This window comes from Sphingobacterium sp. UBA3519 (genome assembly GCF_002377215.1).
GTDB classification, from domain to species: Bacteria; Bacteroidota; Bacteroidia; order Sphingobacteriales; family Sphingobacteriaceae; genus Sphingobacterium; species Sphingobacterium multivorum.
The window spans coordinates 1-26,229 of the sequence record NZ_DFPI01000012.1 but is presented as its reverse complement, the minus strand read 5'-3'; the positions used below and the strand labels follow the sequence as shown (position 1 = coordinate 26,229).

Below are 26,229 nucleotides of genomic sequence, written 5' to 3'. Positions count from 1 at the left end.
GTATTCTGATTTACCGATTACAAGTGTCTTTGAATATCCTATTTGTGCTTGCCTACTCTGTCGTAGCCAACAATGGTTGGATGGATGTGGGGCAGGAAGTGCCGGCCAGTTTTTACTCATTGTGGACGACTTTTAATCTTGTTGCTATCATTTCGTCGCTCTATATGCGGCTTTATGCTGATGCGACCATCGAGCGGCTTGAGAATGTATTCCGTATCACGTTGCGTACGGCACTGTTGCTGGTTGCAATTTTTGCGGGCTGTATCCTGATCGGCCATCATCTTAAGGGAGTTTGGGTTTTCTTTGTCGTGGTGGCAGCAGGTATGTTTATCTACCTTGCTCTGTCCCGTTTTGTGTTGACCTATGTCTATACGGTATTGCCGCGGCGCTTAGGTTGGAGCAAGCAAGTAGCCTTGATCGGCCACAACGATTACATGGCTGGTGTGGCAGGGATCCTTGCCAAGGAGCATCCATTTTATCATGTCAACACAATCGCTTACCGCGACGATCCTGGTTTGCCGAGCAAAGATGATACTTTGACTAGGTTCAGACGTTATTTTGAGGAGGTCGCCAGTTTGGGGATCTTTGATGTGTTTGTCGTCAATTCCCCCGATATTTCGAGCTGCAGCAGAGAATTGATCATGGCAGCTGACAGCAAATGTGTGCATCTCAATTTTGTGACTGCTCCGGCTGAAATGATGCCGTATTCCAGCAAAGATGGCGTGCTGACGGTGGAATTGCCCGTGCTTCGCTCGCATGACGAATCGCTTTCGACGATGGAAAACCGCATCAAGAAGCGCATTGTCGATCTTGTCATTTCTACTTTCGTGATCGTATTCATTTTATCCTGGTTGATTCCTATTATCGGTTTGATTATCAAGATCCAGAGTCCAGGTCCGATTTTTTTCAAGCAGCCGCGTTCCGGACGTAATAATCAGACTTTTGATTGCTATAAGTTTCGGAGTATGGTTGTCAATACGGAGTCCAATGCAAAGCAAGCCGTCAAAGGCGATAAGCGTATTACGGCAATAGGTCAGTTTCTAAGAAAGACAAATCTGGACGAATTTCCGCAGTTTATCAATGTGTTTCTGGGGCAGATGAGTGTGGTCGGTCCACGTCCGCATATGCTTGCTCATACCGAACATTATAGCCAGCTGATCCAGCATTATATGGTGCGTCAGTTTGTAAAGCCCGGAATTACGGGCTGGGCACAGGTCAATGGCTGCCGCGGGGAGACTAAGGATCCTGGAGCAATGGCCAAACGGGTAGAATATGACCTGGATTATATGAATAACTGGTCGGCCATGCTCGACTTTAAAATTGTGTGCATGACCGTTTTGAACATGCTGCAAGGAGAGAAAAATGCTTATTAACGTTAATATTAAAACTGACAGATTATGAACAAAAAAGTTACCAGATTAACCGTCCTATTGCTCGGCATGTTTATGCTGTTCAATATCTCAGTATCGCGGGCTAATAGTGATGAGCGGGATAGCATACCCGAGACAGCCTACTCTTTCGGCTACCCCTTGGGGCTTGGGGTGCATTTTGGGTCCACAGGTTTTGGGGCTCAATTTTATTATCCGCTGGGCCAACAGTTTGGCATGCGCCTCGGTGTAAGCTATATGCCGTTCAGCACAAACATTGAGGGTACGTATAGTAACCGTGCGACACGGAGTGAGGCCAAGGCCAAATCATCCAATGCCTCTGCTATTTTCGGTTGGACACCCTTCGTGAATAATCGGGGTTTTTTCCGCAGTTTCAACGTGCAGGTGGGCGGCGCCTATTTCTTTAAGCTCGATGGAACCCTGACCACCCGTTTGGCGGATCCCTACCGTTATGGTGATATTGCTGTTGATCCAGAAATGGTCGGTACGATAAAGACCAATGTGGCCTGGAAGAAAACCGTTAATCCCTATGCGGGTATCGGCTGGAGCAATATCCTGATCGACAGCCGCTTTTCAATGCATGTGGACTTGGGCTGCTATTACCTTTCTAAGCCTTCTGTGACGATGGAAGCAACAGGTCTATTGGAAGAAAATGTTAATAATGCCGCCACCATCGAGAATAACATCAAGAACTACCGCTATTTGCCCCGTATCGAAGCAGGCATCAGTTATCGGTTTAAATAGGTAAATATATAAAACAGAGTCATTATGAAAATCAAAAAAATCGCGATATATAGTGCCTTAGCTTTCTCATTGTTGGGCGGGGTATCTTCCTGTGAGAGTCCGCTGAAGGATTTCAACCTTCAGGTAAGTACAGAAGTTATTCAAAATTATGCTACCCTGAAGGTGGTAGATATTGATGGTAAGACAATCAGCGGGGTGACAGTCACACTGAGTTCTGGAGACACTCAGGACATTTACAACATGAATGGCTATAAAGATTTTAAGCTGACAGATAACCTGATCACTTTTGGTCTTGATCCTAAGCGGACGGCCAGTGCTGCAAATCCGATCCGTTTTCGGGTGCAGCTTGCAGCTTCGGGCTACACGACACAGGAAGTACCTGTTGCCATCACAGATGCATCGAGTGGTATACAGACGATCGTGCTGACAAAACCGACAGTTGTTCCGGACGGTGCGAAGGAAACGGTCGCCAATGTTGACCTCAGTTCCAATGGGTCCACAACAGCCGCAACGACAGTTACCGTACCCTCCGCTGTAGGCGGCGGCAATATGGAAGTAACCATTCCGACCGGTACCCAGTTTAAAGATGCCAATGGCAACGTCATTACAGGCGGCAACACTGTTCAGATTATTTTGACCAGCATCGATGCCGACAATGAGGATGCTGTCGAATTACTTCCGGGCGGGGATGTCAAAAGCGACAAAGTCGTATTGGCCAACGGCAGTATCGTTGCAGGTACGTTCAGCCCGGCAGCCGTTGCTGAAATCAGCATGTTGGTGAATGGTATAGCGGTGAAACAATTCAGTCAGCCACTTACGGTGAGTATGCCTGTTGACGCAGGTTATGTGAGCCCGATATCCGGTGCAGTCATTGCAGCGGGGCAGGTATTTCAGATCTTTTCCAATAGCACCGATGGCATCTGGCGTTACGAACAAAACAGTACAGTTACAGGCTCGGCTGCTGCCGGATTTAAAGTAAGTTTTCAGGTTCAGCACTTGTCATTCTATATGGCAGGTGAATTTGGTGAGGCCTGTCCTTCGGCACGCGTTATCACGTTCTCGGGCGACTGGATGACGAATGGGTCGACCTATCCGATTATTGTAGAAGCCATCTGGGGCGGCAAAGTGATTGCCACAGGTGAATATTCGATCAATAAGAATAATCCAAGTATCAGTTTGGTTGATGTGCCGTCAAGCGGTACAAGTATTGTGGTGCGCAACAGTGCCGGTAATATATTGGATCAAAGTCCATTGGCAGCCTGTGGTCAGGTGACAGCGATGACATTGCCAAATCCGGGAGATGCTACGGGAACTACGTCGACGCTGCAGCTGTATGTACGTTGTCCGGACAAAACAACGACCATTACCCTGTTGCCAACATTCCAGTTATTCTACCGGGTAAGCGGCACTGGAACGTATCAGTTCCTAGGTACAGTGGACAATGGATTCTTGCGTACGACACTTTTAAAAACAGACGGTACCAAATATGATTTCAAAGCGATCTGGGGCCAACGTGTGAAAGAAGTCAACGCGAAAACTATTGCAGCAGACAATACAGCCACAGTAGGTATACAGCCGGGTGACATTATCGGAACCAAAGCAGGAGCGACCAATCTGGCTATCCTGACCGAAGAGTGCGGCAAATTATAAAAGCATTTAAGAACTCAAGTGTAAAAACTTGTGATTGTAGATTTGGGATATTCCGGCCGGGCGAGCTGGCCGGATATTCCTTTATAGACGAAACACTATCAATTATTATCTGCCAAAGAGATGTTAACAATTTTTAACCGAAAAAAGCGGAATTACGATTTAAGCTGGATGGATACGGATATGCATTCGCATCTCTTGCCGGGTATTGACGATGGTTGTACGGACGAGGCTGAGAGCATGGACCTATTGGGCCGTCTAGTCGATTTGAAATTGCAACACTTTTATTTTACACCACATATTTTTCAAGAGATGTACCCGAATACGCGAGAGCGTATCGGGGCATCATTTGACCAAGTCAAGGGCAAGGGTTTTGATAAAAAATTAGGTGGCTACGCGGCCGAATATATGCTCGATTCTAATTTTGAGCAGCTTCTGCGTCAGCCCGATCCTCAATTTCTTGTCCTTCCGAATAACCATATCCTGATTGAGATGTCATACATTCAGGAAAATAAGCAGATCGAAAAATTGATTTTTGATCTGTTGATAGCGGGATATTACCCGATACTGGCACATCCCGAACGCTATATTTTTTATCATACCGATATGCAGAAGATAAGCCGGCTAAGGGAGATCGGCTGTTTATTGCAGGTGAATTTGCTGTCCATTATCGGTTATTACGGCACGCATGAAAAGCGTGTCGCCAAGTATCTTGCTGGCGCAGGTCTTGTTGACCTTGTCGGTACAGATGCCCATCATGAGCGTCATGTGAAAGCCCTGGAGCATGGGCTGCAACGTGAAGATCTCAAAAATTATTTTAAACGATGCGAATTACTGAACCCTAATCTTTTTGATCCATCATGGACATCGGGTTAGCCGGACCATATAAAATAAAAAAAACTACAATTTACAAGTATATCACAATGAAAACACACTACAAAAAGCAAGCAGGGCACCATCGCGTATGGCTGTATTTCTTGCTGATGCTATTGACACTGAGCAGTTGCTCGGTCAAGAAAATCGTTTATTTCAACGATCTGCAGGCAGATTCTCTCCGGGTATTGAAAGAAGCTGCGGCCTTTACCGAGCCTACCATCCATCCCGATGATATCCTCAGTGTCACCGTACAGACGTTGGATCCCATGACTAGTTCTGTGGCCAATCAAGCCGAAGTCATTCAGGCCATTGGTGCCAGCTCGGCTGCCATGGTTGGCAATCAGGTGATCAGCGGTTTTTTGGTCGACAAAGATGGGTTTATTCAGATGACTTTATTGGGCAAGATCAAAGTCGGCGGGCTTACGACCTATCAGGTCCGGGACAAGATCACGGAGCTTGCCTCGCAATATTATAAAAACCCCACTGTTCAGGTCCGTTTTGCCAATTTTAAGATCACGGTATTGGGCGAGGTGACTCGGCCGGCGACTTATACGGTACCCAATGAAAAGGTGACCGTGCTGGATGCACTTGGGCTGGCCGGCGACCTGACGATCTACGGAAAGCGTGAAAATGTATTGCTGGTAAGGGATCAACAAGGACAAAAGGAGCTGGTGCGGCTCAACCTGAATGACAGCGAAGTCTTCAGATCCCCCTATTTCTATCTGCGGCAGAATGACGTGCTGTATGTGGAGCCGGGCAAGGCCAAAGCAGCGGCCAACAATGCGGCACGTACCCAGACTTTTGCCATTATCGGTTCGTTGTTGTCGGTGCTGATTGTTGCAGTCTCACGTTGGTAATCTTTGCAGGCTAAATAGCCTTTTTAGCAAGGTGCCCGTGTTCATTGTCATTAGTCGACAGCTGCACAGGGCATCTCCATAAAAATATTGAATAGTATGAGTAAAAAAAATATAGACTGGGAAGAGGAGTTTGATTTTGAGACTGAAAAGTCCGATAACAAAGACCTGTTGCGTTTTTTTGGACGCTTGATGGCCAATTGGTACTGGTTTGCCCTTTGCGGTTTTTTGGGCCTATTGTGTGCTTTCTTTTATCTACGCTATAGCATTCCCAATTATAAGGTCCATGCCAAGCTATTGGTGTCCGACGATAAAAAGGGCGGCGGCATGCTTTCCTCTTCTGCACTGGGCGATCTATCCAGCCTGATGGGCACCAAGAACTCCGTTGATAATGAAGTGGAAGTCTTAAAAACGGCAGATCTGATGCGTGAGATGGTGCTGGCCGAAAAGGCCTACCTCCGTTATTTCAAGGCCGGCAGGGTACATAATGTGCCTGTGGGCAACGCTCCCTATACTTTGGAGCTGCTGAGCGAAGTAGATTCGGTTAGTGAGCCTTATAGTTTCAAGATCCATCCGCTGAATGCCAATGAACTTGAACTGAGCAATTCCGATACCAGCTTCCGTGTGCGTATGGGACAAACCTTTAGCCTGGCGCCGCAATGCCAGCTCAAGGCTGTTGCCAACCCGGCTTTTGACCAGTCCAGGGAGGATGATTATGGCTTTGTGCTGAGTCCTGTCCGGGATGTGGTGGACGATTTGGGCAAAGCCCTTCTGGTAGAGGTGACCAATAAAAATGTATCCACCATTGATCTGACACTTGAAAGTACCTTGCCCAAGTATGGAGAGCAGCTGCTGACCACGCTAATCCAAAAATATGTGGAGCTGAATCTGCACGATAAAAATGTCATTGCCGATTCGACACTGTCCTTTATCAATGCCCGGCTGTCGAAGATCACCGATGAACTGGCCGGTGTAGAAGACCGGATTTCGGGTTACAAAAAGAGAAATCAGCTGGCCGATATATCCGAGCAGGGCAAGGTATTGATTGCCAGTTCGGCAGATTTTACCGTTAAGCTTGCGGAAGTTGAAACCCAGCTGGCCGCTTTGGATGCTGTGGCAGGTTATCTCAACGATACGAAGCATCCGCGGGTAGTGCCTTCGGCCGTTATTCCGCAGGACATTGGGTTCAATGCCCTAATTCAGCGCTACAATGAGCTGATCTTGCAGCGTGAACGCCTGCTTCTGGCCAATACCGAGGATAATCCACTTGTACAGAATATTACAACCCAGATTGCCGGTGTGCGGCAAGACATGATAGCCAATGTGGCTTCCACGCGTAAGCAGCTGGCACTGGCCAAACAAAGCCAGCAGGCGCTGGCCAATCAGGTGACCTCTCAGATCCATCAGGTACCCACGATTGAGCGGGGCTATATAGATCTATCGCGTTTGCAGCAGATCAAACAGGCACAGTATATCTTTTTGCAGGAAAAATGGGAAGAAACCGCCATCGGCCGGACCGCCAATGTGTCCAATTCCAAGGTGATCGATTCGCCAAAGGCTGAAAAGAAGCCTTTTTCACCCAAGGGAAAGATGATCTATATCTTAGGTTTGCTGTTTGGCTTGGCCATTCCATTGGCTGTGATCTACCTGAAGGGTCTATTTAACCTACGTATACAGGGGATGGATGATATTGAAGCTGTTAATAAGCTTCCTATCCTAGGCATGATTGCCCATTCCGATGAGATGGAACAGGTCGTTGTTACCAAAACCTCACGTTCACCCATAGCCGAGCAGTTTAGGGCGATGCGGACCAATCTGGAGTTTGCCCTCAACGGCGGAAAGCGTATTCTTTTTACTTCATCGATGTCAGGTGAGGGTAAGTCGTATGTGGCTTTAAATCTTGCCGTTACTTTGGCTTTATTGGACAAAAAGGTTCTGTTGATGGAACTGGATTTGCGGAAACCATCCATTACCTCCAAGCTAGGGCTTCCGGCGGGCAAAGGATTTTCCCACTATATTGTACGGCCCGATATGCGGCTGGATGAAATCATTATGGCTTCGGGTGCCCATGAAAATGTACATTTGATTCAGGCGGGTGCTATACCGCCCAATCCTGCGGAGCTGCTGGTTCATCCACGCACACAGGAGCTGATGGACGAATTGGCCAAGCGCTACGATTATATATTGATGGATGCGCCGCCTGTGGGTATGGTGACCGATGCTCAGTTGCTGTCGCGCTATGCCGACTGCTGTCTGTACCTGGTGCGCCAGGGATTTACCCTCAAAGAGCAGCTGCGTATTCCGAATGATTTGGTTGCTAGTAATAAGATTAAGCCTATCCAGTTGATTGTCAATGATATTAAGGCCAAGGGTGGGTATTACAATAATTACGGTTATGGCTATGGTTACGGTTATGGCTATGGCTATGGAGACTACGGTCAGTCAACCAAAAGGGGTAAATGGTGGATGTTCTGGAAGCGGATATTTAAACGATAGATACGATTGAACGCTAATTAATTCAAAAGAAATGCACAAGGACAGTAAAATTTTTATCGCAGGCCATCGGGGAATGGTAGGAAGCGCTATTAAGCGTTGTCTGGAGGAACAGGGTTATACCAATCTGCTTCTGGCGACCTCTGGACAGCTGGATCTGCGCCGACAGGATCAAGTTGAACATTATTTTGAACGGGCACGTCCTGATATCGTAATTGATGCAGCAGCACGTGTAGGTGGTATCTTGGCCAATAACAATTATCCGTATCAGTTTATTATGGAGAATATGCAGATCCAGAATAACTTGATTGACAATTCGTTAAAGTGTGAAGTCAAAAAGTTTATCTTTTTGGGTTCATCCTGCATCTATCCGAAATTATCACCCCAGCCATTACGGGAAGAATACCTGTTGACTGACACGCTCGAGCCCACCAATGAATGGTATGCTTTAGCTAAGATTAGTGGTGTGAAATCATGTGAAGCTATCCGCAAACAGTACGGTAAGGATTATGTAAGCCTAATGCCGACCAATTTGTACGGTGTCCACGATAACTTTGACCTGGAAACCTCCCACGTGCTCCCAGCGATGATCCGAAAATTTCATGATGCAAAAGAGCAGGGCCATACTCCGGTCGTACTATGGGGGTCAGGTCGTCCATTACGTGAGTTTCTATATGTTGATGATTTGGCTAAAGCCGTTTTATTTGCTATTGACAATACTTTACCGGAATATTTATATAATGTTGGGACAGGAGCTGATCTAAGTATCCGGGAATTAGCGGCCCTTATACAGCAAGTTGTTGGCCACAGCGGTGAAATTGTTTGGGATGAAAGTAAGCCGGACGGCACACCACGCAAGCTGATGGATATCTCGAAAATGCATTCCTTAGGCTGGAGGCACCAGATTGAACTAAAAGAAGGGATCGCGAAGACATATGCTTGGTTTTTAGAAAATCAGCATACTTATAAAGAAGTCAAATTGTAAAAATTTTTAAGAGATAAAGCTGCGATCGATATCGGTTGCGGATTTAATTAATATGCAGAAGAATATTATGAAGACAGCATTAATTACGGGGATAACGGGGCAAGACGGATCGTACCTTGCTGAATTGCTTTTAGAAAAAGGATATATGGTACATGGTATTAAACGGAGGGCCTCTTCGTTCAATACCCATCGGATTGACCACCTTTATTTGGATCAGCATGAGCAACATGTACGTTTCAAGTTACATTATGGTGATTTAACGGACTCGACCAATTTGATCCGTATTATTCAGGAAGTTCAGCCCGATGAGATCTATAATCTAGGGGCAATGTCTCATGTGAAGGTATCTTTTGATTCGCCTGAATATGTTGGTAATGTCGATGGATTGGGGACACTTCGCATTTTGGAAGCCGTACGGATTCTGGGTATGGAAAAGAAGACGCGTATTTATCAGGCATCCACCTCGGAGCTATATGGCGGTCTGGCAGAAAACAAAAATGAGCATGGTTTTTATGATGAGCAATCACCATTTTATCCACGGTCGCCGTATGGGGTGGCTAAGATCTATGGATTTTGGATTACCAAAAACTACCGTGAAGCCTATGGGATGTACGCATGCAATGGTATTTTGTTTAACCATGAATCGCCGCGTAGGGGCGAGACTTTCGTGACGCGCAAGATAACGATGGCTACGGCAGCAATTGCTCTGGGAAAGCAAGACTGCCTGTATTTGGGTAATCTGAATGCTTTGCGTGATTGGGGCCATGCCAAGGATTATGTTGAAGCGATGTGGCGAATTTTACAGCAAGAATCAGCGGAAGATTATGTGATTGCTACCGGTGTGACGACATCGGTACGGGATTTTGTTCGACTATCTTTTGCAGAGGTTGGCGTGGAATTGGTTTTTGAGGGAACCGAAGAAAATGAGGTTGCCAAGGTTGTTGCCTGTCATCATCCGGACTATCAATTGGAAGTTGGTAAAACAGTTGTGCGGATTGACCCGGCGTATTACCGTCCGACTGAGGTTGACCTATTAATTGGCGATCCGACAAAATCCAAGACAAAGCTTGGCTGGCAACCCCAGTATGATCTGGCAGGGTTGGTTAAAGAGATGGTTATTTCAGATATCGAAGTTGTGAAAAAGGGTTCTAATTTAGAGTGGTCAAAGATGTATTAGAGCGATTGTAAATATTTTTGGCACATTGTGTTATTCAGTTTATGCTATCTTAATCAGTGTATAATTTCTAAATAATAAAATTTATTGGATTAATAGGAATAGATCAGATTTTAAATTATGTTGTTTTGTTAAAATTATTTCATGTTATTGAAGAGACACTCAGTTTTAAAAAGTACTTTTATATATGCTTTCACTGAAGGAATTAACAAGGGGTTAAATTTCTTGTTACTTCCTTGGTTATCTTATTATTTAGTACCAAGTGAATTGGGAATTGTAACCAATTACACGATCCTTTTTGCAATATTGAACTTATTATCCAGCACCATCTTTGTGAGCTCTATTACTTACTTTTACTATGAATGCAAAAAAAAGGAGATTAAAAGTCTTGTCTCATTAATAGTGCTTACATCTTTTCTAATTATAGCCGTATTCTTTATATTGGCATTGATGTTTCGTGATTTTGTCCTTGAAAAATTTGGTATAAATTTTCATCTTCAACTATTGTTATTACTACATCTTTTTGCCATATCACTTGTGTCAATTGTTGGTTTGATTTATAGGTTAAGGAATAAACCTTATAGTTTTGCGGTTTTTCAAATAATTCAAATTACAATAAATATATCATTATTAATTCTATTGGTTATTGTATATAAGTTAGGGGCTACAGGGCGAATAATAGGTATGGCAACATCTTCTATTATTATGGGGGCAGTAAGCCTAATTATAATGGTCAAAAATCGACTGTTTGGTGCTATTGATAAAATAACAGTTAATAGGTTATTTAAATTCTCAATCCCTCTTTTTCCACATGGAATATCATATTGGTTTAAAAATGGAACAGATAAAATTATAATTACTATGTTTTGCGGGCTAAGTGCAAATGGTTTGTATTCTATGGCATTAAGTATAAGTGCGATCTTTAATACTGTTGTTACATCATTCAACAATGCGTTCACTCCAGATCTACAGAAAAGATTAAGCGATTTAGATCATAAATCTTATGATGATACAATATCCGTAAGGAATAAGATTGTGAAGCAGGTCTATATTTACGCACTTGGTTTTATTTTGCTATTTTTATTTTCATATGTTTTTATCGAATTTTGTTTCCATTTTGTAATTAATAAACAGTATTTTAAGTCTAAAACATTCTTGCCATGGCTTTTATTAGGTCTGCTTTTTGATTCTTTTTATTCTCTTACAATACAATATATTTACAAGGCAAAAAAGACAGTAGGTCTTGGTATTATAACTTTTATATGTAGCAGTACACAGATGCTGGTATCTTATTTAATAGTTCCAAAATTTGGTCCTATCGGAGCAGCGTATTCTGCATTTGCTATAAGTGTGTTAACTTTCGTTCTGATTTCCTTATATTCTTTTAGAGTTTACCCAATGCCTTGGTTTTCATTTTTAAATTCAAAAAAGAGATGATATGTTAATAAAGTTAAGAATAGGGGCATGTTATGAATGTTATTATTTTTTTATAATGATTATCTACATGGCTATGGCTACACCTTATACTCAGGCTCTTAGCTTTCCTCCATATAAGTCTATCTTATCTTTTTTTATTCCGATAATTTTAACAATTTTTTTGGTTTACAGGAATATTAAGGCTTTTAAGTTAAATAGATCTATATTAAATTTTACAATAGTATTTCTATTGTGGTTCTTTTTTCAATATTTAAAGTTTGGTGAAATTTATCCCATGAGTATCTTTCTGATTTATAATGTTTTGATGGCTTACATTTTTGTGTCCGTATATGGATACAGGATTTTTATACTTTATGAACAGAGTATAACCATTTTAGCTTTAATAAGTTTAATATTCTGGGGGATTTATAATTTAAACCCAATTTTAGTCGAAACATTTTTAATTCCTTTTAATCTGATTGAAGGCAGTGATACAGCAAAGGCTAATATCCTGATTTATGGAGTTGCTACAACTTCTGATATTCTCGGAGTGCGTAACTTGGGTTTTGCTCAAGAGCCTGGTTTTTATAGCTCATTTTTGATTGTAGCTATCTATTTTAATTTGATCTTAAATAAATTTGTAATATTGGGTAACAATAACTTTTTTATTTTATTTCTTGCACTTATTACAACTCAGAGTACCACCGGATACTTATCTCTTCTTCCAGTTATACTACTATATTTTTTTCAAAAGTCTACCCTGTCTAAATCTTTTATTTTCATTGCAGTTGGAATTCTAATTCCTATTATTTTCAGTTTACCGTTTATAGGGAAAAAATTAAACACATATATGTACTCAGAATCTTCTATTGAAACAGCAGCAAATAGTTCTGAATTCCAAAGTGATATAAATAGCGTGTATGTTCCACAACGCATCGACGGAGCTGTGTTTGAATGGTTGAATCTACTTTATGACCCGATACTTGGTTATGGAGTAGAATCTAGGAAAAATAGTTTTGTCGCAACTCATATTGGCGATGCCATATATATCGCTAACGGAAATATAAAGATATTTTCAAAATTTGGGTTTCTTATTGGTATATTTTATCTGATAGGCGTGTATAAATCGGGTCGCTTATTACTTCCTTTTAGTCCGAATGTAGGGGGTATCTGTTTTCTATTAATGTTCTTGGTCTTGGGATTTTCATATGATATGATTCATATCCCTTTATTGCTTAGTATTTGGTTATTTTCTTACCTAAAGACAGATTATGTTCCTGTTAGGGAAAAGTATATCAGGTACGTTTCCAGAAAATCTATAGTTAAAATGTAAATTAGTAATGAAAAATAAAAGAAATAGGAATAAAAATTTCGAAGATTCTATATTTATACATGATAAATATGTGAAAAACCCTCTGAGATTTATTATTTGGATAGCTATGAACATTTTAAGTTTTTGGTACAATCTCCTTTTATTGATTGCAAGGTTTCGAAAAAAGTCTAATGATAATAAATATTATTTTTCAATATGTGCCATATTTAAAGATGAAGAACTCTCTTTAAAGGAATGGATTGAATATCATAAAATAGTAGGTGTGGATCATATTTATTTGTATAATAATTTTTCTACAGACAATTATTTAGAAATATTAGATCCTTATATTAAGTCAGGTTATATAACATTGATTGAATGGCCTGTTGTAAGGCCTGCCCAAGCAAAAGCGTATAATCACTTTTATAATAACTTTTGGAACGAAACAAAGTGGGTTGCCTTCATAGATTTGGATGAGTATTTATGTCCTAAAAGAGTTGAGGATATAAAAATTTGGTTCAGTTTCTATGAAAATTTTCCTTCAATGGTCATCTATTGGAAACAATTTGGATCTTCTGGGCGAATAGATCATGACCACTCAAAATTAATAACCGAACAATATTTTATTTCATGGAATAAATTTTATGATATGGGTAAACCTGTGTTTAACACTGATTTTGAACTGTATAAACTATCCGACAAGTATATTCATTTGATCTTTTCTAAAGTTAACTTCATGGGATTTGAATTTAAGCTTCCTCCTATTAATGAGTTTAAAAAGTTTATAAATTTTAGATGTAACCGTGTAGGGCTTTTTAAAGGTAATTCAGATTTTACTTTTCAGCTTAATCATTATGTTACCAAATCTTATGGAGAGTTTACTGATAAAAAGGTAAGGAGAGGCACTGCTACCAGTGTGGGAGAAACAGCAGCTCATATAAGATCCCAATACGCATATGACTTTGCTCAATCATACGCGATCACTGCTGATTATACCATATACAGATTTTTGATTAAATTAAAAATAGCTATGTTAATAAATAAAAAAGGTATTCAAAATGATTAAAATATCCATAGTAATTGCAACTTATAATGCTGGTGAGGTATTGGGGAGATGTTTAGGAAGTATCGTAAGGCAACTTAGTAAAGATGTTGAATTAATTATAATTGATGGAGGTTCTCAAGATAAAACTTTGGATGTTATAAATAGCTTTAGAGGCTCAATATCTTATGTCGTATCTGAGCCCGATAAAGGTATATATGACGCATGGAACAAAGGAATACACGTTGCTAAAGGGGAGTGGATTATGTTTATTGGTGCGGATGATGTATTATTAGATAAGGCCATCGATATCTATTTAGAAAGTTTTGAAGCTAACGATCTTTCTAGCTATGACTTTATTTCAGCACATAATCAATATGTAAATAATACTGGTGTTGTATTAAAAATCTTAGGTGATAGCGCGGATTGGAATAGATTGAGAAAAGGTATGGCTGCAGCTCATGTAGGATCGCTTCACAATAAACGAAATTTATTTAATAAAGTCGGTGTTTACGATTTAAATTATTCAATATGTGCTGATTACGAACTTCTGTTGAGAAAAGGAAATAAATTAAGGACTTTTTTTATTGATAAAGAGATTGCAAAGATGACATTCGGTGGGATGAGTTTTTCAAAAAAAGCGATCGATCAAACTTTTAACATTCGAAAGAAGCACAAATCCTTAAATTCGTTTGTAAATATCTTGATTTATTTTCGTGACCTTTTAGCCTTTAATATTTTTAAATTCAGGAATAATGATAAACTTAACTAATAAGATCATCTTAAAAATTAAAGGTGATAGCTTCAGAATTGACAAAGATATACCAGTAAAGTATTTGATTAATTTACTATTTCTAAAAGGGATTTCACTTATCTGGGCGATATTGGTTTTTAAATCAACCAAATTAGCATTTTTACATCCAACAGCAATTATAAAGTGTCGTAAAAAAATAAAGTTTGGGAAAAATTTAAATATATCTAGGAACTGTTATATAGATGCCTTGTCCCGAGAAGGATTAATATTTGGAAATAATGTTTCGATAGGATTTGAAACGTATATTGTTTTGACTGGTAGTTTAAAGCAATTAGGGAAGGGAATTAGAATTGGTCACAATGTTGGATTGGGTACTCATGGTTTTTACGGATGCGGTTTAGGAGGGTTATCAATCGGTGACGACACTATAATAGGTAATTATGTTAGTTTTCATCCAGAGAATCACAAATATAACCAATTAGATATGCCCATTAGACTTCAAGGAGAGATTGGAGAAGGTATAAAAATTGGCGCGAATTGCTGGATAGGAGCAAAGGCAACAATACTCGATGGTACTATTCTTGGCGACGGGAGTATTGTAGCTGCGGGGGCCGTTGTTAGAGGAGAATTTGCTGCAAATTCTATAATCGGCGGAGTTCCTGCGAAACTTATAAAACTACGTGGATAGTTATGAAAATTTTGCATTATTCACTAGGACTTCCTCCTTATAGGAGCGGTGGACTCACTAAATATTCGAACGATTTAATGATTGAGCAGGTTAAGCAGGGTCATGTGGTTTCTCTTTTGTATCCTTCAGATTTAACAGTTGGTTATCCAAAAATGATGTTGAGATCAAATGGCAATTATCTTGGAGTTAGTGTTTTTGAGATAAAAAACCCACATCCAGTTTCATTATTGTCAGGAGTAAAACAGCCTTTAACATTAAATCCCCGTAGGGTATATAATAAAAGTCATTTTGTTAAGTTTTTAGATAAAATAAGGCCTGAGATTATTCATTTGCACACAATTATGGGTATTCCTGTGGGTTTTCTACAAGAAGCAAGAGATCGAAAGATTAAAATTGTATATACAAGCCATGATTATTTTGGGTTATGTTTGAAAACAAATTTTATAAATCATAACAATCAAATATGTTCACAAGCTTCTAGTGAAAGGTGTGCCATTTGTAATTCGAATAGTCCTTCAAGTTTGTTTTTGAGACTGAGAAATGAAAAGCTAATTCATAAGTTTAAGAAATCTCTTATATTAAAGGGCCAACTACTATCTCAGAGGAAATTGGTATCCCTATCTAAATCTGATAAGAATTTAAAGGTAAGCAATCAAGTTCAATCGTCCTATCAATCTCTGTTAGATTATTACAAAGAAATTTTTAAGATGATTGATGTGTTTCATTTCAACAGCTCTATAGCAAGGAACGTATATCTTTCCAGTTTAATTATTAAAAATGAGGTAATAATTCCAATAACACATGCGGGAATAAAAGATAATAGGCGTTTAAGAGAATTTTCTGAAGGAGTTCTAAGAATGGGTTTTATTGGCAATTTAAGTGCATACAAAGGTTTTCCTTTATTAAAGCAAGTTCTTATGGATGATTTTGATAGTAATCAATTCAAATGGAATCTATTTGTCTGGGGTAATCATCAGGGGGTTGATCAGGATTGTAATGGCATAATGTTCAAAGGAAAGTTTGGCAATGATGACTTAGAGGATGTCTTTAATAAAATGGATTTGTTGATTGTGCCATCACTTTGGCAGGAAACATTTAGCTTAATTACTTTAGAGGCTCTTTCATATGGAGTTCCTGTGATTGTCTCAAAAAATGTTGGCGCAAAAGATCTCGTGAAGTCTTATGATGAAAATTTTGTTTATGAGTCCGCGGATGATTTAAAAAGAAAATTAAGAGAAATATTTAATGATAGGAGTATTTTGAAGGTTTTTAATAATAAAATTATTCAAGACTCTAACTTCAACTATATAGGTCATCACGCAGTGAGGATTTATAAAGATTTATATCAGTTTAATTTAGCAAATGAAAATAGCAATAATAGGGACTAGAGGAATTCCTAATCATTATGGAGGATTTGAACAGTGTGCTGAATATTTAGCTTTAGGCCTTGTCAATTGTGGGCATGAGGTCATTGTTTATAACTCGCATAATCATCCTTATCAAGGGAAACATTGGAACGGAGTTGTTATAGTCCATTGTTATGATCCTGAAGAGAAACTTGGAACAGCGGGCCAATTTATTTACGACTTGAACTGTATATTGGACGTTCGCAAAAGAAATGTAGATATTATACTGCAATTGGGATATACAAGTAGTTCTGTTTGGGGTTGGCTTATGCCTAAAAGTGCAATTATAACGACAAATATGGATGGACTAGAATGGAAGAGAACCAAATATTCTAAAAAAGTTCGTTCTTTTCTACTTTGGGCGGAAAAACTGGGTGTTAAATACAGCGATTATTTAATTTCTGACTCTATTGGAATACAAGATTATCTAAAGAAAAAATATAAAGTTGAATCTGACTTTATTCCCTATGGTGCGGATGTCTTTACGAATCCTCAAATCGATATTCTTCAAGAATTCAATTTAGAGGCATATAAGTATGATCTGTTGATTGCTCGCCTTGAACCCGAAAATAGTATAGAAATTATACTTGACGGTGTAAGTCTTGCCGACTGTAATAGGCCTTTTTTAGTAATTGGAAAACATGACACACCTTACGGACAATATTTAAAATCTAAATTTAAAAGCAATGCTAATATAAATTTTGTCGGTGGAATATATAATATTGAGAAACTGAACAATATCAGATATTTTTCTAATATTTATTTTCACGGTCATACTGTCGGCGGAACAAATCCCTCATTGCTTGAAGCAATGGCCTCAAATAGTCTTGTGTGTGCAAATTCAAATCCTTTTAATAAGTATATACTTGGCGACGACGCTTTATATTTTTCTAATGCCTTAGAGGTTTGCGAAGTTCTAAAATCAGTTGATAAGCTGGAAAATAGATATTCTATAATGATAAATGCTAATTGTAATAAAATTGGGCAAAAATATAACTGGGAAACAATTGTTGAGCAATATGCACAGCACTTTAAAAAAATAGAAAAGATTGGTAAAAAAGTATTAAAGTAAAATTTTAAACAAACGTGTGTGCCATGCTACACTATTATTATTATTTGAAATGAAAAACATAAAAAGAATCACCTGCATAGGGGCAGGCTACGTCGGAGGACCAACAATGTCTGTCATTGCCCAGAAGAATCCACATCTACAAGTTACTGTAGTTGATCTTAATTCTGCACGTATTGCAGCGTGGAACGATGAAGATCTATTGAAATTGCCAATATACGAACCAGGCCTCGATGAGGTGATTGCCCAATCGAGAGGAAAAAACCTATTTTTTTCTACCGATGTAGATAAGGCGATTGACGAAGCTGATATGATCTTTATTTCTGTCAATACACCCACCAAAACCTATGGAAAAGGAAAAGGGCAAGCGGCTGACTTGAAATATATCGAATTATGTGCACGTCAAATTGCACGTATTGCAACTACCGATAAAATAGTAGTCGAAAAATCAACTTTACCCGTGCGAACTGCAGAGGCTCTAAAAAGTATATTGGAAAATACAGGGAATCATGTAAATTTCCACATCCTCTCTAATCCTGAGTTTTTGGCTGAAGGGACAGCAATCACAGATCTGCAAAATCCAGATCGGGTCCTAATAGGTGGCGAAGACCCAGAAGCAGTACAGGCACTAGCTGATATTTATGCCGCTTGGGTGCCACGTGACAATATATTGACGACTAATCTTTGGTCTTCTGAGCTTTCGAAACTTGTAGCAAATGCTTTCTTAGCACAGCGTGTGTCAAGCATCAATGCGATCTCCGAATTGTGTGAAGTAACAGGTGCAAATGTGGAAGAGGTGGCTAATGCAATAGGTCGCGATAGTCGGATTGGTTCAAAATTTCTGAAGGCTTCTGTTGGATTTGGTGGCTCTTGCTTCCAAAAAGATATTCTCAATTTAGTGTATATCGCACGCAGTTACCACCTTAATGAGGTTGCTGATTATTGGGAGCAGGTAATCATGATGAATGATCATCAGAAAACGCGCTTCGCCGAAAAAATGATAAAAACCATGTACAATACAGTGAACGGAAAGAAAATTGCCTTTCTTGGCTGGGCATTTAAAAAAGATACAAACGATACGCGCGAATCCGCGGCAATTTATGTTGCTGATCACTTATTGAATGAAGAGGCTAGTATAGTGGTATATGATCCAAAGGTTTCAGAAGAGCAGATTTATCGTGATCTGAATTATCTTAGCAGTCGATCACCGGAAGATAATCGCCGCTTAGTCACTGTGGTATCTGACCCGTATTTGGCGTTGCAGGATGCACATGCTATTGCCATCTTGACCGAATGGAATGAGTTCGCTTCTTATGATTGGGCGAAGATTAAAGACTTAATGAAACGTCCGGCATTTGTATTTGATGGCCGTAAACTACTTGATTGTAAAGAGATGAAGAATTTAGGATTTGCTTATTATGCTATTGGTGAATAATTTGAATCTTAATCAAGAAGTTTATGAGACCTAATGAATTGTACAACCATTAAACAGCAAAGAAATAGATTAACCCCGCTTGTTTAACAAAAAAATTTATTACCTATGAAAAACTTCTACACTATTAGCTGCTATATGATTCTAATGTGCATATTGCAGCTTGGCTGTAGCAAAATACTATTTGCACAGACAGATACGATGAGGCAATACCTCCAGGTAACAGTAGATGCAGGATATTCTGGCAATAATGCGGTACCCTTCTGGATGCGATCCAACCAGTTTGGATCGATCCCGCTGAGTGGCACTTCCGGAAGTGTATTATTGCGTGCTGCACGCAATTACGGCTATACAGGAGAGTGGCCGGAAGTAAAGGATAAGGCTCCTGCCTGGGACTGGGGCTATGCGGTGGAAGCTCGTGCCAATATGGGTTCCAAAATCCAGGGCCAACTGATTGATGCACATGCCAAATTGCGGTTTAAAATGTTTGAAGCCAAACTGGGCCGTACCAAAGATGTGATGGGGCTCAATGGGGATACCCTTCTTAGCTCAGGCAACTTTGCAGTATCAGGAAATGCCTTAGGAGTTCCTATGCTGGATATAAGGCTCTCCGAATATTATCGGCTCCCTTGGTTTGGCGGCTTATTTTCCTTTAAAGGTAATTTTGCTAATGGCTATATGGGGAAGATGCTGATCGATCCTGGCCAGTTTCAAACACCGCCACGCGATAATAATATGCCCACATTGCTGCACCAGAAATCGTTGTATGGACGCATCGGTAAAAAGGACTGGCGCATCAATTTCTATGGTGGTATCAGTCATCAGGTGCAATGGGGGGCTGAAAAGAAGGTTTATGGAACTGATTATACCTTAAGCGATTTTCAGACTTTGCTATATGTCGTCTTTGGAAAGGCTTATGGAGCCCCAGGTGTGCCTACATCTAAGCTGGGAAATCAGCAGGGGTCGATCGATATGGCCTTTTCCTACGATTGGGACAATTTGCAACTTATGGCTTATCGGCAAAATTTCTATGACGTGGGTGCACTCTCCAAATTGGCCAATATTGCGGATGGACTAAATGGCATCACCTTGACCAATAAACGATTTGGCCGCTCGTTAAAAAATTGGGATTGGCACAAGGTTCTGGTCGAGTTCTTTTATTCCAAGGACCAGGCGGGATACCCTTGGTCAAAGCCAACGAAATCGGGTGATGAAGATTATTACAACAATTACTATTATTTACAGGGCTGGTCTTACAAAAGCCAAGGCCTAGGTTCTCCATTGATAGTGACTGCACACAGCGCACGCGCTGGACAGGCAAATTTTCCCGGTGATTATTTTATCAGCAATCGTGTCGTGGCTGGCCATATCGGAACGAGGCTCCAGGTGTATGGCTGGAATGTGTTCAGCAAAATGACATTTGCAAGGCACTACGGCACTTTTGCTACCAGTATCTACGGGAAAACTACAGGGAACATCAAAAGTGAGCCCTACGAGAAACAATTTGTCCCTGTATCTCAGTTCTCTGCAATTTTATCGGGTGAGCGGCAGCTCAAAAATAAAATGTACCTCGGGGTATCGCTCGCCTTGGATCAGGGGCAGCTGCTGGAGAATAGTTTCGGAGCACGTGTATCTTTACGAAAAGTGTACGGCATAGCTAAAAAATAAGTTATCTTTCATAGCACTATAATTTATTAGATTCAATCAGCGTTAATATTGAAGAGCAAAGGCGATTAATCTTTTTTGCTGAAAGACAGTCTATTAAAAAAATGAAGTGGTATGGCAACGGACTTTATTAAAAATAAACATTTGGCCATTCGCGCAGGTTTCGGAATCAGCCTTGCGCAGGTCGAAAGATTAAACCATCTTCATCCAGAAGAGTTTTGGAAGGAACTTGCACAGAGCAGACCCTTCCGCCCAATTAATTTTACTCCCCTGAAGCTCGATTTCGATGATCTGCCAGCATCACAGCTCGATGCCGAACAGAAAAAACAGCTTCAGCGACGAAATCAGAAACAGATCAACGAAATTAACCTCAAATTCCTGCAGGAAATGGTCAGCTCTGAAGATCAGCTCCGCGAAAAAATGGCTTTCTTCTGGCACGGCCATTTTGCTTCAAGGAGCGGCAGCCCGCAGTTTAATGAGCTGTTGCTGAATAAAATCAGGGAAAATGCACTCGGCAACTTCAAAAGCCTACTTTTGGCAGTTTCCACATCACCTGCAATGCTCAATTTTCTCAATAATCAGCAGAACAGCAAAGGACATCCCAATGAAAATTTTGCGCGTGAACTCATGGAGCTTTTCACAATGGGGAGGGGAAACTATACCGAACATGATGTGCGTGAAGCCGCAAGGGCATTTACTGGCTGGTCCTACAACAAGGATGCTGTTTTTATACAAAGGAAAAATATCCACGATGAAGGGATGAAAACTTTCCTTGGAAAAACGGGCAACTTTGACGGCAATGCTATCCTTGATATTATCCTGGAACAACCTGCTGCAGCTAAATTTATTGCAACTAAAATCTATCGTTTTTTTGTCAATGAAAAAGCAGATGACAAGCTCATTCATCGTTTAAGTGAAAAGTTGTATGCTACGGGTTATGAGATAATGCCCTTGCTCGAAGATATATTCACATCGCCATGGTTCTTCAAAAAAGAACATATGGGTAGCAAGATTAAGTCGCCCATCGAATTAATGGTGGGCATGATGCGTATATTGGATATGAAAGTCGGTGTTCCCGAAAATTTGATTACTTACCAGAAGCTATTGGGCCAGATGCTACTCTATCCGCCAAATGTGGCTGGATGGCCATCAGGAAGGTCATGGATCGATAGCTCTACACTATTGCTCCGTATGCAGATGCCGCAAATATGGACTGGTCTGAGGCCGCTCGATCTGAAACCCCGGCCAGACGACGACCTCGAAATGGGACTTCCTCAAAAACAGAATCTAACAAGCACATTCAAAGACCCCAAGATGAGTATTGATTGGAGCAAGGTAGAAACTTCTTTTGCCGGTAGAAATGTTTCCGAAATCATTTTACAAAAAAGCTGGGCCGAAGGCCATAAGGTATTCCAGCGATTCTCGGATGGTCGTGTCCGCACGGATATCATCGATGTCATGAGCACGCCCGAATATCAGCTTTGCTAACCTTTAAAAAAATATAGCTATGATTATTAAAAGGCGTGATTTTATAAAAATGAGCTCTCTGGCTACAGCTTCTTTGATGCTTCCCAATTTCCTGAAGGCGATGGCTCTGCCCGAAGCACTTGGAAAGGATAATAAAGTATTGGTGGTTTTGCAGCTCAACGGAGGGAATGATGGGCTTAATACAATTATTCCGGTACGAAACGATATCTATTTTCGTGAACGAAAGGTGATTGCGGTCAATGATGCTTTGCCTCTGACGGACGAGGCCGGTATAAACCCTGCTTTGAGCTTCTTTAAAGAACTTTTTGATAGTGGGGAGATCGCTGTGCTGAACAATGTTGGCTACCCTAATCCTGATAAATCTCATTTTCGGAGTATGGATATCTGGCAGAGTGCCAGTAGGAGCGATGAATATCTTGAAAGCGGTTGGATAGGCAGATATCTCGATGAGGCTTGTTACCGATGCGAACATCCCACACAAGCACTCGAAGTCGGTGATATGCTGAGCCTGGCGATGAAAGGGAACAAGTCCAAAGCCTTTGCATTTCAAGATCCCAAGAAAATGTATCAGACAAGTCGCGAAGAGTACTTTAAATTTATCCATCAAGCGCATCGTCATGATGACGAAACCGTAGAATATCTTTACCAGACGTTGGGGTCCACCATCAATAATGCAGCTTATATCTTTGATAAAAGCAAAACCAAAGCAAATAAGATGCAATACCCCGATTCGGCCCTGGCAAAGGATTTTAAGACCATAGCTTCTCTTATCAAGTCAGATATCAATACCAAAGTTTATTATCTTCAGATCGGGAGCTTCGATACACATGTCAATCAAAAGCAGCAGCAGGAGAACCTATTTAAGATTATTAATGATGCGGTGAGGGCGTTTGTACACGATCTAAAAGAAAATGGACTGTTTAACGATGTGCTGTTGATGACTTTTTCCGAATTTGGGCGGCGGGTGGCTCAGAACGCGAGTAACGGAACCGATCATGGAACTGCTAATCAGCTGTTTTTTATTTCAGGTGGTCTAAAGAAGAAGGGATTATTGAATGCACTGCCTGATCTGCAGCATCTTAAAGATGGCGATCTCATCTATACCGAAGACTTCCGTAAAGTCTATGCAACTGTATTGAAAAACTGGCTCAAGGCGGACGATAGGAGAATTCTGGGCTGGAAAAATGGTATCTATGACTTTATATGAGAGAACGGTGAGTCCAGTGAACAGATAAAATTTTTGATTAACCTATTTTGCATAAAAACGACCTATTTAAAGGTGTAGTTATTTATTATGGGTGCAATCTTATATTCCAGCCAGCTCAGGTTTTTGGAATTCTTTAGTTTTAGGTGTAGCTAGCTAAGGGAAGATTACACTTCACATTCTGATGCGCTAATCCGAAGCCTAGATTTAAAATATTTACAAAAAGAGCTTATGGAAGCCTAGTAACGAACCAAGCTAATAAAAAATATTAATCCATATGAGTAAATAAAAATAATTTTATTATTTTTAAAGTATTATATACTTAAGTAAAATTTTCAATTAAATTATTTCGCTAAAAAAAACGTCTTATTTAATGGTGTAGTTATTTATTATGGATGCAATTTTATATTCCAACCAGCTCGGTTGTGATCCTAGTGAAATTATTAAGTTTATCGCGGCCGCCGGCTTATTTTCCTTACTTTTAACATCTGGTCAAGTGATCCATTTTACTCCCTTAGATCCTGTTCATTTTAGATCATGGCTGCTTAGTTATGGTGTACAGGACATTAAGTGCAATTACAATTGTTTAAATATGTCAAAAGCTTAATATGGCCAAGCCTGATGGTGAGAAATATTTCAAAAGAGTATAGAAACTGTAATAAAGTAGTTTGAAGTTTGTATTTATTTAATTTATTGAAGCCACTTCCCAAAGGGAGTGGCTTTTTTTTTATATCCGAAATATATTGTCAAAGCTACTTCTTACAACAAGATATTTTGATGAAATTTTTATGATAAAAATTCATTGTTCAGTACTTTTTATCGTATATCAGGATGTTTTTGTCAAAGATCAAATAAGCAAAATTAAACATTTAATTTTTAGTAATTTCACTGATATAAAAATTACAAACAACAAAATTGGCTTTCATAAGATTATTTTAGAGATTATCAATGAAACATTGGGGATAAAATACATGTCCGCAAACCTTAAATATCATAAAAAAGCTGTTGACATATTTAATCAAATACTATCGAAAAATCTAAATGAAACATTTTATTATCCTTTTGCTCCTAATCCCTAATTTTGTTCTATCACAAGAATTGATAGATACGGATATAAACCAAAAGCTACAGCATTTTCTAGCTAAAGAAAAAGAAATGGGAAATGCAATTTTTCTGCCAACTGCAAAAATTATGACAGTTGCCAGTTGGAATCAACCAATTATATTCCAAAGAGAGCAAAATACTATTCCTAATCTATTAGTTTTTTATACAACATTTAAAAAAGACTCTGCCCTCGCAGAAATACAATATGACTGGGATACCAGCAATTTTCAGACAGTTACTCAGAGCAATAAACCAAAAGAATTTATTTATGCAATGTGCTTAAAATATGAAAATCTAGTAAAAGAAATTACTGAAAGGCATGGAATTGGTAAACAAGAGGGCTATTATACACCCGACGATTTAAAAAAAGAATTTGTTAATATAATACAATCAAATTCATGGAAAGTAAATGATTCGATTTCGATTAAGTCATCTTTAAAACTGATAGATTTACCTCTAAATGTTGCAGCCAAAAAGCCATTTTATAAGATTAATGTATATTTAAGTAAGAGGAGATCTTGGCTTCTAAATAAAAATGAACTATTAGAGCTGGACTCAAACTTCAAAGAGTTCTATAAAAAAGTAAAAAATAATGAATTAGAAAATGTTTCCTACTACATTACCCAAAGATTAAATGGGAGAATTAATCAAAGTGATTGGCAAAATCTTTCTAAACAATTTAATCAAAGTGAAGACATGGTATTTATAAATCAGATTGAGAAATTAGCGACATACTCCGAAGATTATGTTTTTCTGAATTACAAATATCAAGGTGGCAGAAAAGGTATAGAAAAATTTAGTCTAGAGGTAGGATTTGACAAAAACAAAAGGATTAATAGCATAAGGTCAATAAAAAATAAAAATATTCAACCATGAAAAAAACGGATCTATTTGATATTTCAATAAAAATCCTAGGAATATTTCTAGTTTTATTTAGTATCAATTCAACTAAAGAATTATTGTTATATAATGCTGTATCAATTAACGGTACAAACATGAATGAACAGAATTCGGTTCTTCTTATTCTTTGGTCTAATTTGATTCTACAATTATTGATCGCCTTTGTTTTCCTACTAAAATCAGAAGTATTTGTACATTTTTTTATTAAAGATGATCCTACAGATGATAAAGCATTAGCTTGCAATAAATTTGAAGCATATAGATTTGGATTTATCTTAATTGGTATCACTTTGGTTATTTTATCATTACCAAGCTTTATAGTGAATCTGTTTAAATACATATATTTAGTTCAGAATGACGTTCTAAATAGAGGATTTGAATTTAGTAACCTTGTCACTCAAGGTATTAAATTACTATTATCCATTATAATTATATTTTACGCAACAAAAATCAGTGCATACTTTTCTAATTCAAAAGTGTACAAAGACAACCATTAGCTAAAAAAGAACATTTTAATGGATGTTTGAAGTTATTAAATTTTAGTATATGCAAACACTAAAATTGAAGGTATCCGGCCTATGAACTACA

21 protein-coding genes are annotated in these 26,229 nt (G+C 39.3%); all 21 read left to right on the top strand.

What is annotated here, in order from left to right; genetic code table 11:
• Window positions 1-1,373 (top strand): exopolysaccharide biosynthesis polyprenyl glycosylphosphotransferase (locus tag B3297_RS06770; protein ID WP_286778613.1); only part of this gene is annotated, 1,373 nt, incomplete at its 5' end.
• 231 nt (window positions 1,374-1,604) lie between these two features.
• Entirely contained in the window at window positions 1,605-2,132 is a 528-nt protein-coding gene (locus tag B3297_RS06765; protein ID WP_286778612.1) for a hypothetical protein, read from the top strand.
• 24 nt (window positions 2,133-2,156) lie between these two features.
• On the top strand, window positions 2,157-3,782 hold the full coding sequence (locus B3297_RS06760) for a hypothetical protein (RefSeq protein WP_286778611.1): 1,626 nt from the start codon (window positions 2,157-2,159) through the stop codon (window positions 3,780-3,782).
• Between the two features lie 120 nt (window positions 3,783-3,902).
• Window positions 3,903-4,655, top strand: a complete 753-nt coding sequence (locus tag B3297_RS06755; protein WP_286778610.1) for a tyrosine-protein phosphatase — start codon at window positions 3,903-3,905, stop codon at window positions 4,653-4,655.
• Complete coding sequence (locus tag B3297_RS06750) at window positions 4,640-5,512, top strand: polysaccharide biosynthesis/export family protein (RefSeq protein WP_286778609.1); 873 nt, start codon at window positions 4,640-4,642, stop codon at window positions 5,510-5,512. Before B3297_RS06755 ends, B3297_RS06750 begins: the two co-directional genes overlap by 16 nt.
• Window positions 5,513-5,608: 96 nt before the next feature.
• The gene (locus tag B3297_RS06745) at window positions 5,609-8,005 is read left to right on the top strand and encodes a GumC family protein (protein ID WP_286778608.1); all 2,397 of its coding nucleotides are present in this window, start codon (window positions 5,609-5,611) and stop codon (window positions 8,003-8,005) included.
• A gap of 31 nt (window positions 8,006-8,036) precedes the next feature.
• Window positions 8,037-8,987, top strand: coding sequence for a GDP-L-fucose synthase family protein (locus tag B3297_RS06740; RefSeq protein WP_286778607.1), 951 nt, complete (start codon window positions 8,037-8,039; stop codon window positions 8,985-8,987).
• A 67-nt stretch (window positions 8,988-9,054) separates the two neighbouring features.
• On the top strand, window positions 9,055-10,164 hold the full coding sequence (gene gmd / locus B3297_RS06735; protein WP_286778614.1) for a GDP-mannose 4,6-dehydratase: 1,110 nt from the start codon (window positions 9,055-9,057) through the stop codon (window positions 10,162-10,164).
• Between the two features lie 141 nt (window positions 10,165-10,305).
• Window positions 10,306-11,598 (top strand): lipopolysaccharide biosynthesis protein, encoded by a 1,293-nt coding sequence (locus B3297_RS06730; RefSeq protein ID WP_286778606.1) that lies wholly within the window; start codon window positions 10,306-10,308, stop codon window positions 11,596-11,598.
• A gap of 304 nt (window positions 11,599-11,902) precedes the next feature.
• Complete coding sequence (locus tag B3297_RS06725) at window positions 11,903-12,910, top strand: hypothetical protein (protein ID WP_286778605.1); 1,008 nt, start codon at window positions 11,903-11,905, stop codon at window positions 12,908-12,910.
• Between the two features lie 7 nt (window positions 12,911-12,917).
• On the top strand, window positions 12,918-13,955 hold the full coding sequence (locus tag B3297_RS06720; RefSeq protein WP_286778604.1) for a glycosyltransferase family 92 protein: 1,038 nt from the start codon (window positions 12,918-12,920) through the stop codon (window positions 13,953-13,955).
• A complete protein-coding gene (locus B3297_RS06715; RefSeq protein ID WP_286778603.1) occupies window positions 13,948-14,703 on the top strand; it encodes a glycosyltransferase family 2 protein in 756 nt (251 codons plus the stop codon). The genes B3297_RS06720 and B3297_RS06715 overlap by 8 nt, the downstream gene beginning before the upstream one ends.
• Window positions 14,687-15,373 (top strand): acyltransferase, encoded by a 687-nt coding sequence (locus B3297_RS06710; protein ID WP_286778602.1) that lies wholly within the window; start codon window positions 14,687-14,689, stop codon window positions 15,371-15,373. Before B3297_RS06715 ends, B3297_RS06710 begins: the two co-directional genes overlap by 17 nt.
• A 2-nt stretch (window positions 15,374-15,375) precedes the next feature.
• Window positions 15,376-16,761 carry a glycosyltransferase gene (locus B3297_RS06705; RefSeq protein WP_286778601.1) on the top strand — a complete coding sequence of 462 codons (1,386 nt, stop codon included), beginning with the start codon at window positions 15,376-15,378 and terminating at the stop codon, window positions 16,759-16,761.
• Window positions 16,736-17,851: a DUF1972 domain-containing protein gene (locus B3297_RS06700; protein WP_286778600.1), complete on the top strand. Its 1,116-nt coding sequence runs from the start codon at window positions 16,736-16,738 to the stop codon at window positions 17,849-17,851. Before B3297_RS06705 ends, B3297_RS06700 begins: the two co-directional genes overlap by 26 nt.
• Before the next feature lie 49 nt (window positions 17,852-17,900).
• Window positions 17,901-19,283: a nucleotide sugar dehydrogenase gene (locus B3297_RS06695; RefSeq protein ID WP_286778599.1), complete on the top strand. Its 1,383-nt coding sequence runs from the start codon at window positions 17,901-17,903 to the stop codon at window positions 19,281-19,283.
• Window positions 19,284-19,388: 105 nt separating this feature from the next.
• On the top strand, window positions 19,389-20,948 hold the full coding sequence (locus B3297_RS06690) for a capsule assembly Wzi family protein (protein ID WP_286778598.1): 1,560 nt from the start codon (window positions 19,389-19,391) through the stop codon (window positions 20,946-20,948).
• Window positions 20,949-21,059: 111 nt separating this feature from the next.
• On the top strand, window positions 21,060-22,433 hold the full coding sequence (locus B3297_RS06685; protein WP_286778597.1) for a DUF1800 domain-containing protein: 1,374 nt from the start codon (window positions 21,060-21,062) through the stop codon (window positions 22,431-22,433).
• A gap of 19 nt (window positions 22,434-22,452) precedes the next feature.
• Window positions 22,453-23,640 (top strand): DUF1501 domain-containing protein, encoded by a 1,188-nt coding sequence (locus B3297_RS06680; protein ID WP_286778596.1) that lies wholly within the window; start codon window positions 22,453-22,455, stop codon window positions 23,638-23,640.
• A gap of 1,038 nt (window positions 23,641-24,678) precedes the next feature.
• Window positions 24,679-25,617, top strand: coding sequence for a hypothetical protein (locus B3297_RS06675; RefSeq protein ID WP_286768009.1), 939 nt, complete (start codon window positions 24,679-24,681; stop codon window positions 25,615-25,617).
• Window positions 25,614-26,138 carry a hypothetical protein gene (locus B3297_RS06670; protein ID WP_286768010.1) on the top strand — a complete coding sequence of 175 codons (525 nt, stop codon included), beginning with the start codon at window positions 25,614-25,616 and terminating at the stop codon, window positions 26,136-26,138. Before B3297_RS06675 ends, B3297_RS06670 begins: the two co-directional genes overlap by 4 nt.
• The last annotated feature ends 91 nt before the right edge of the window (window positions 26,139-26,229 follow it).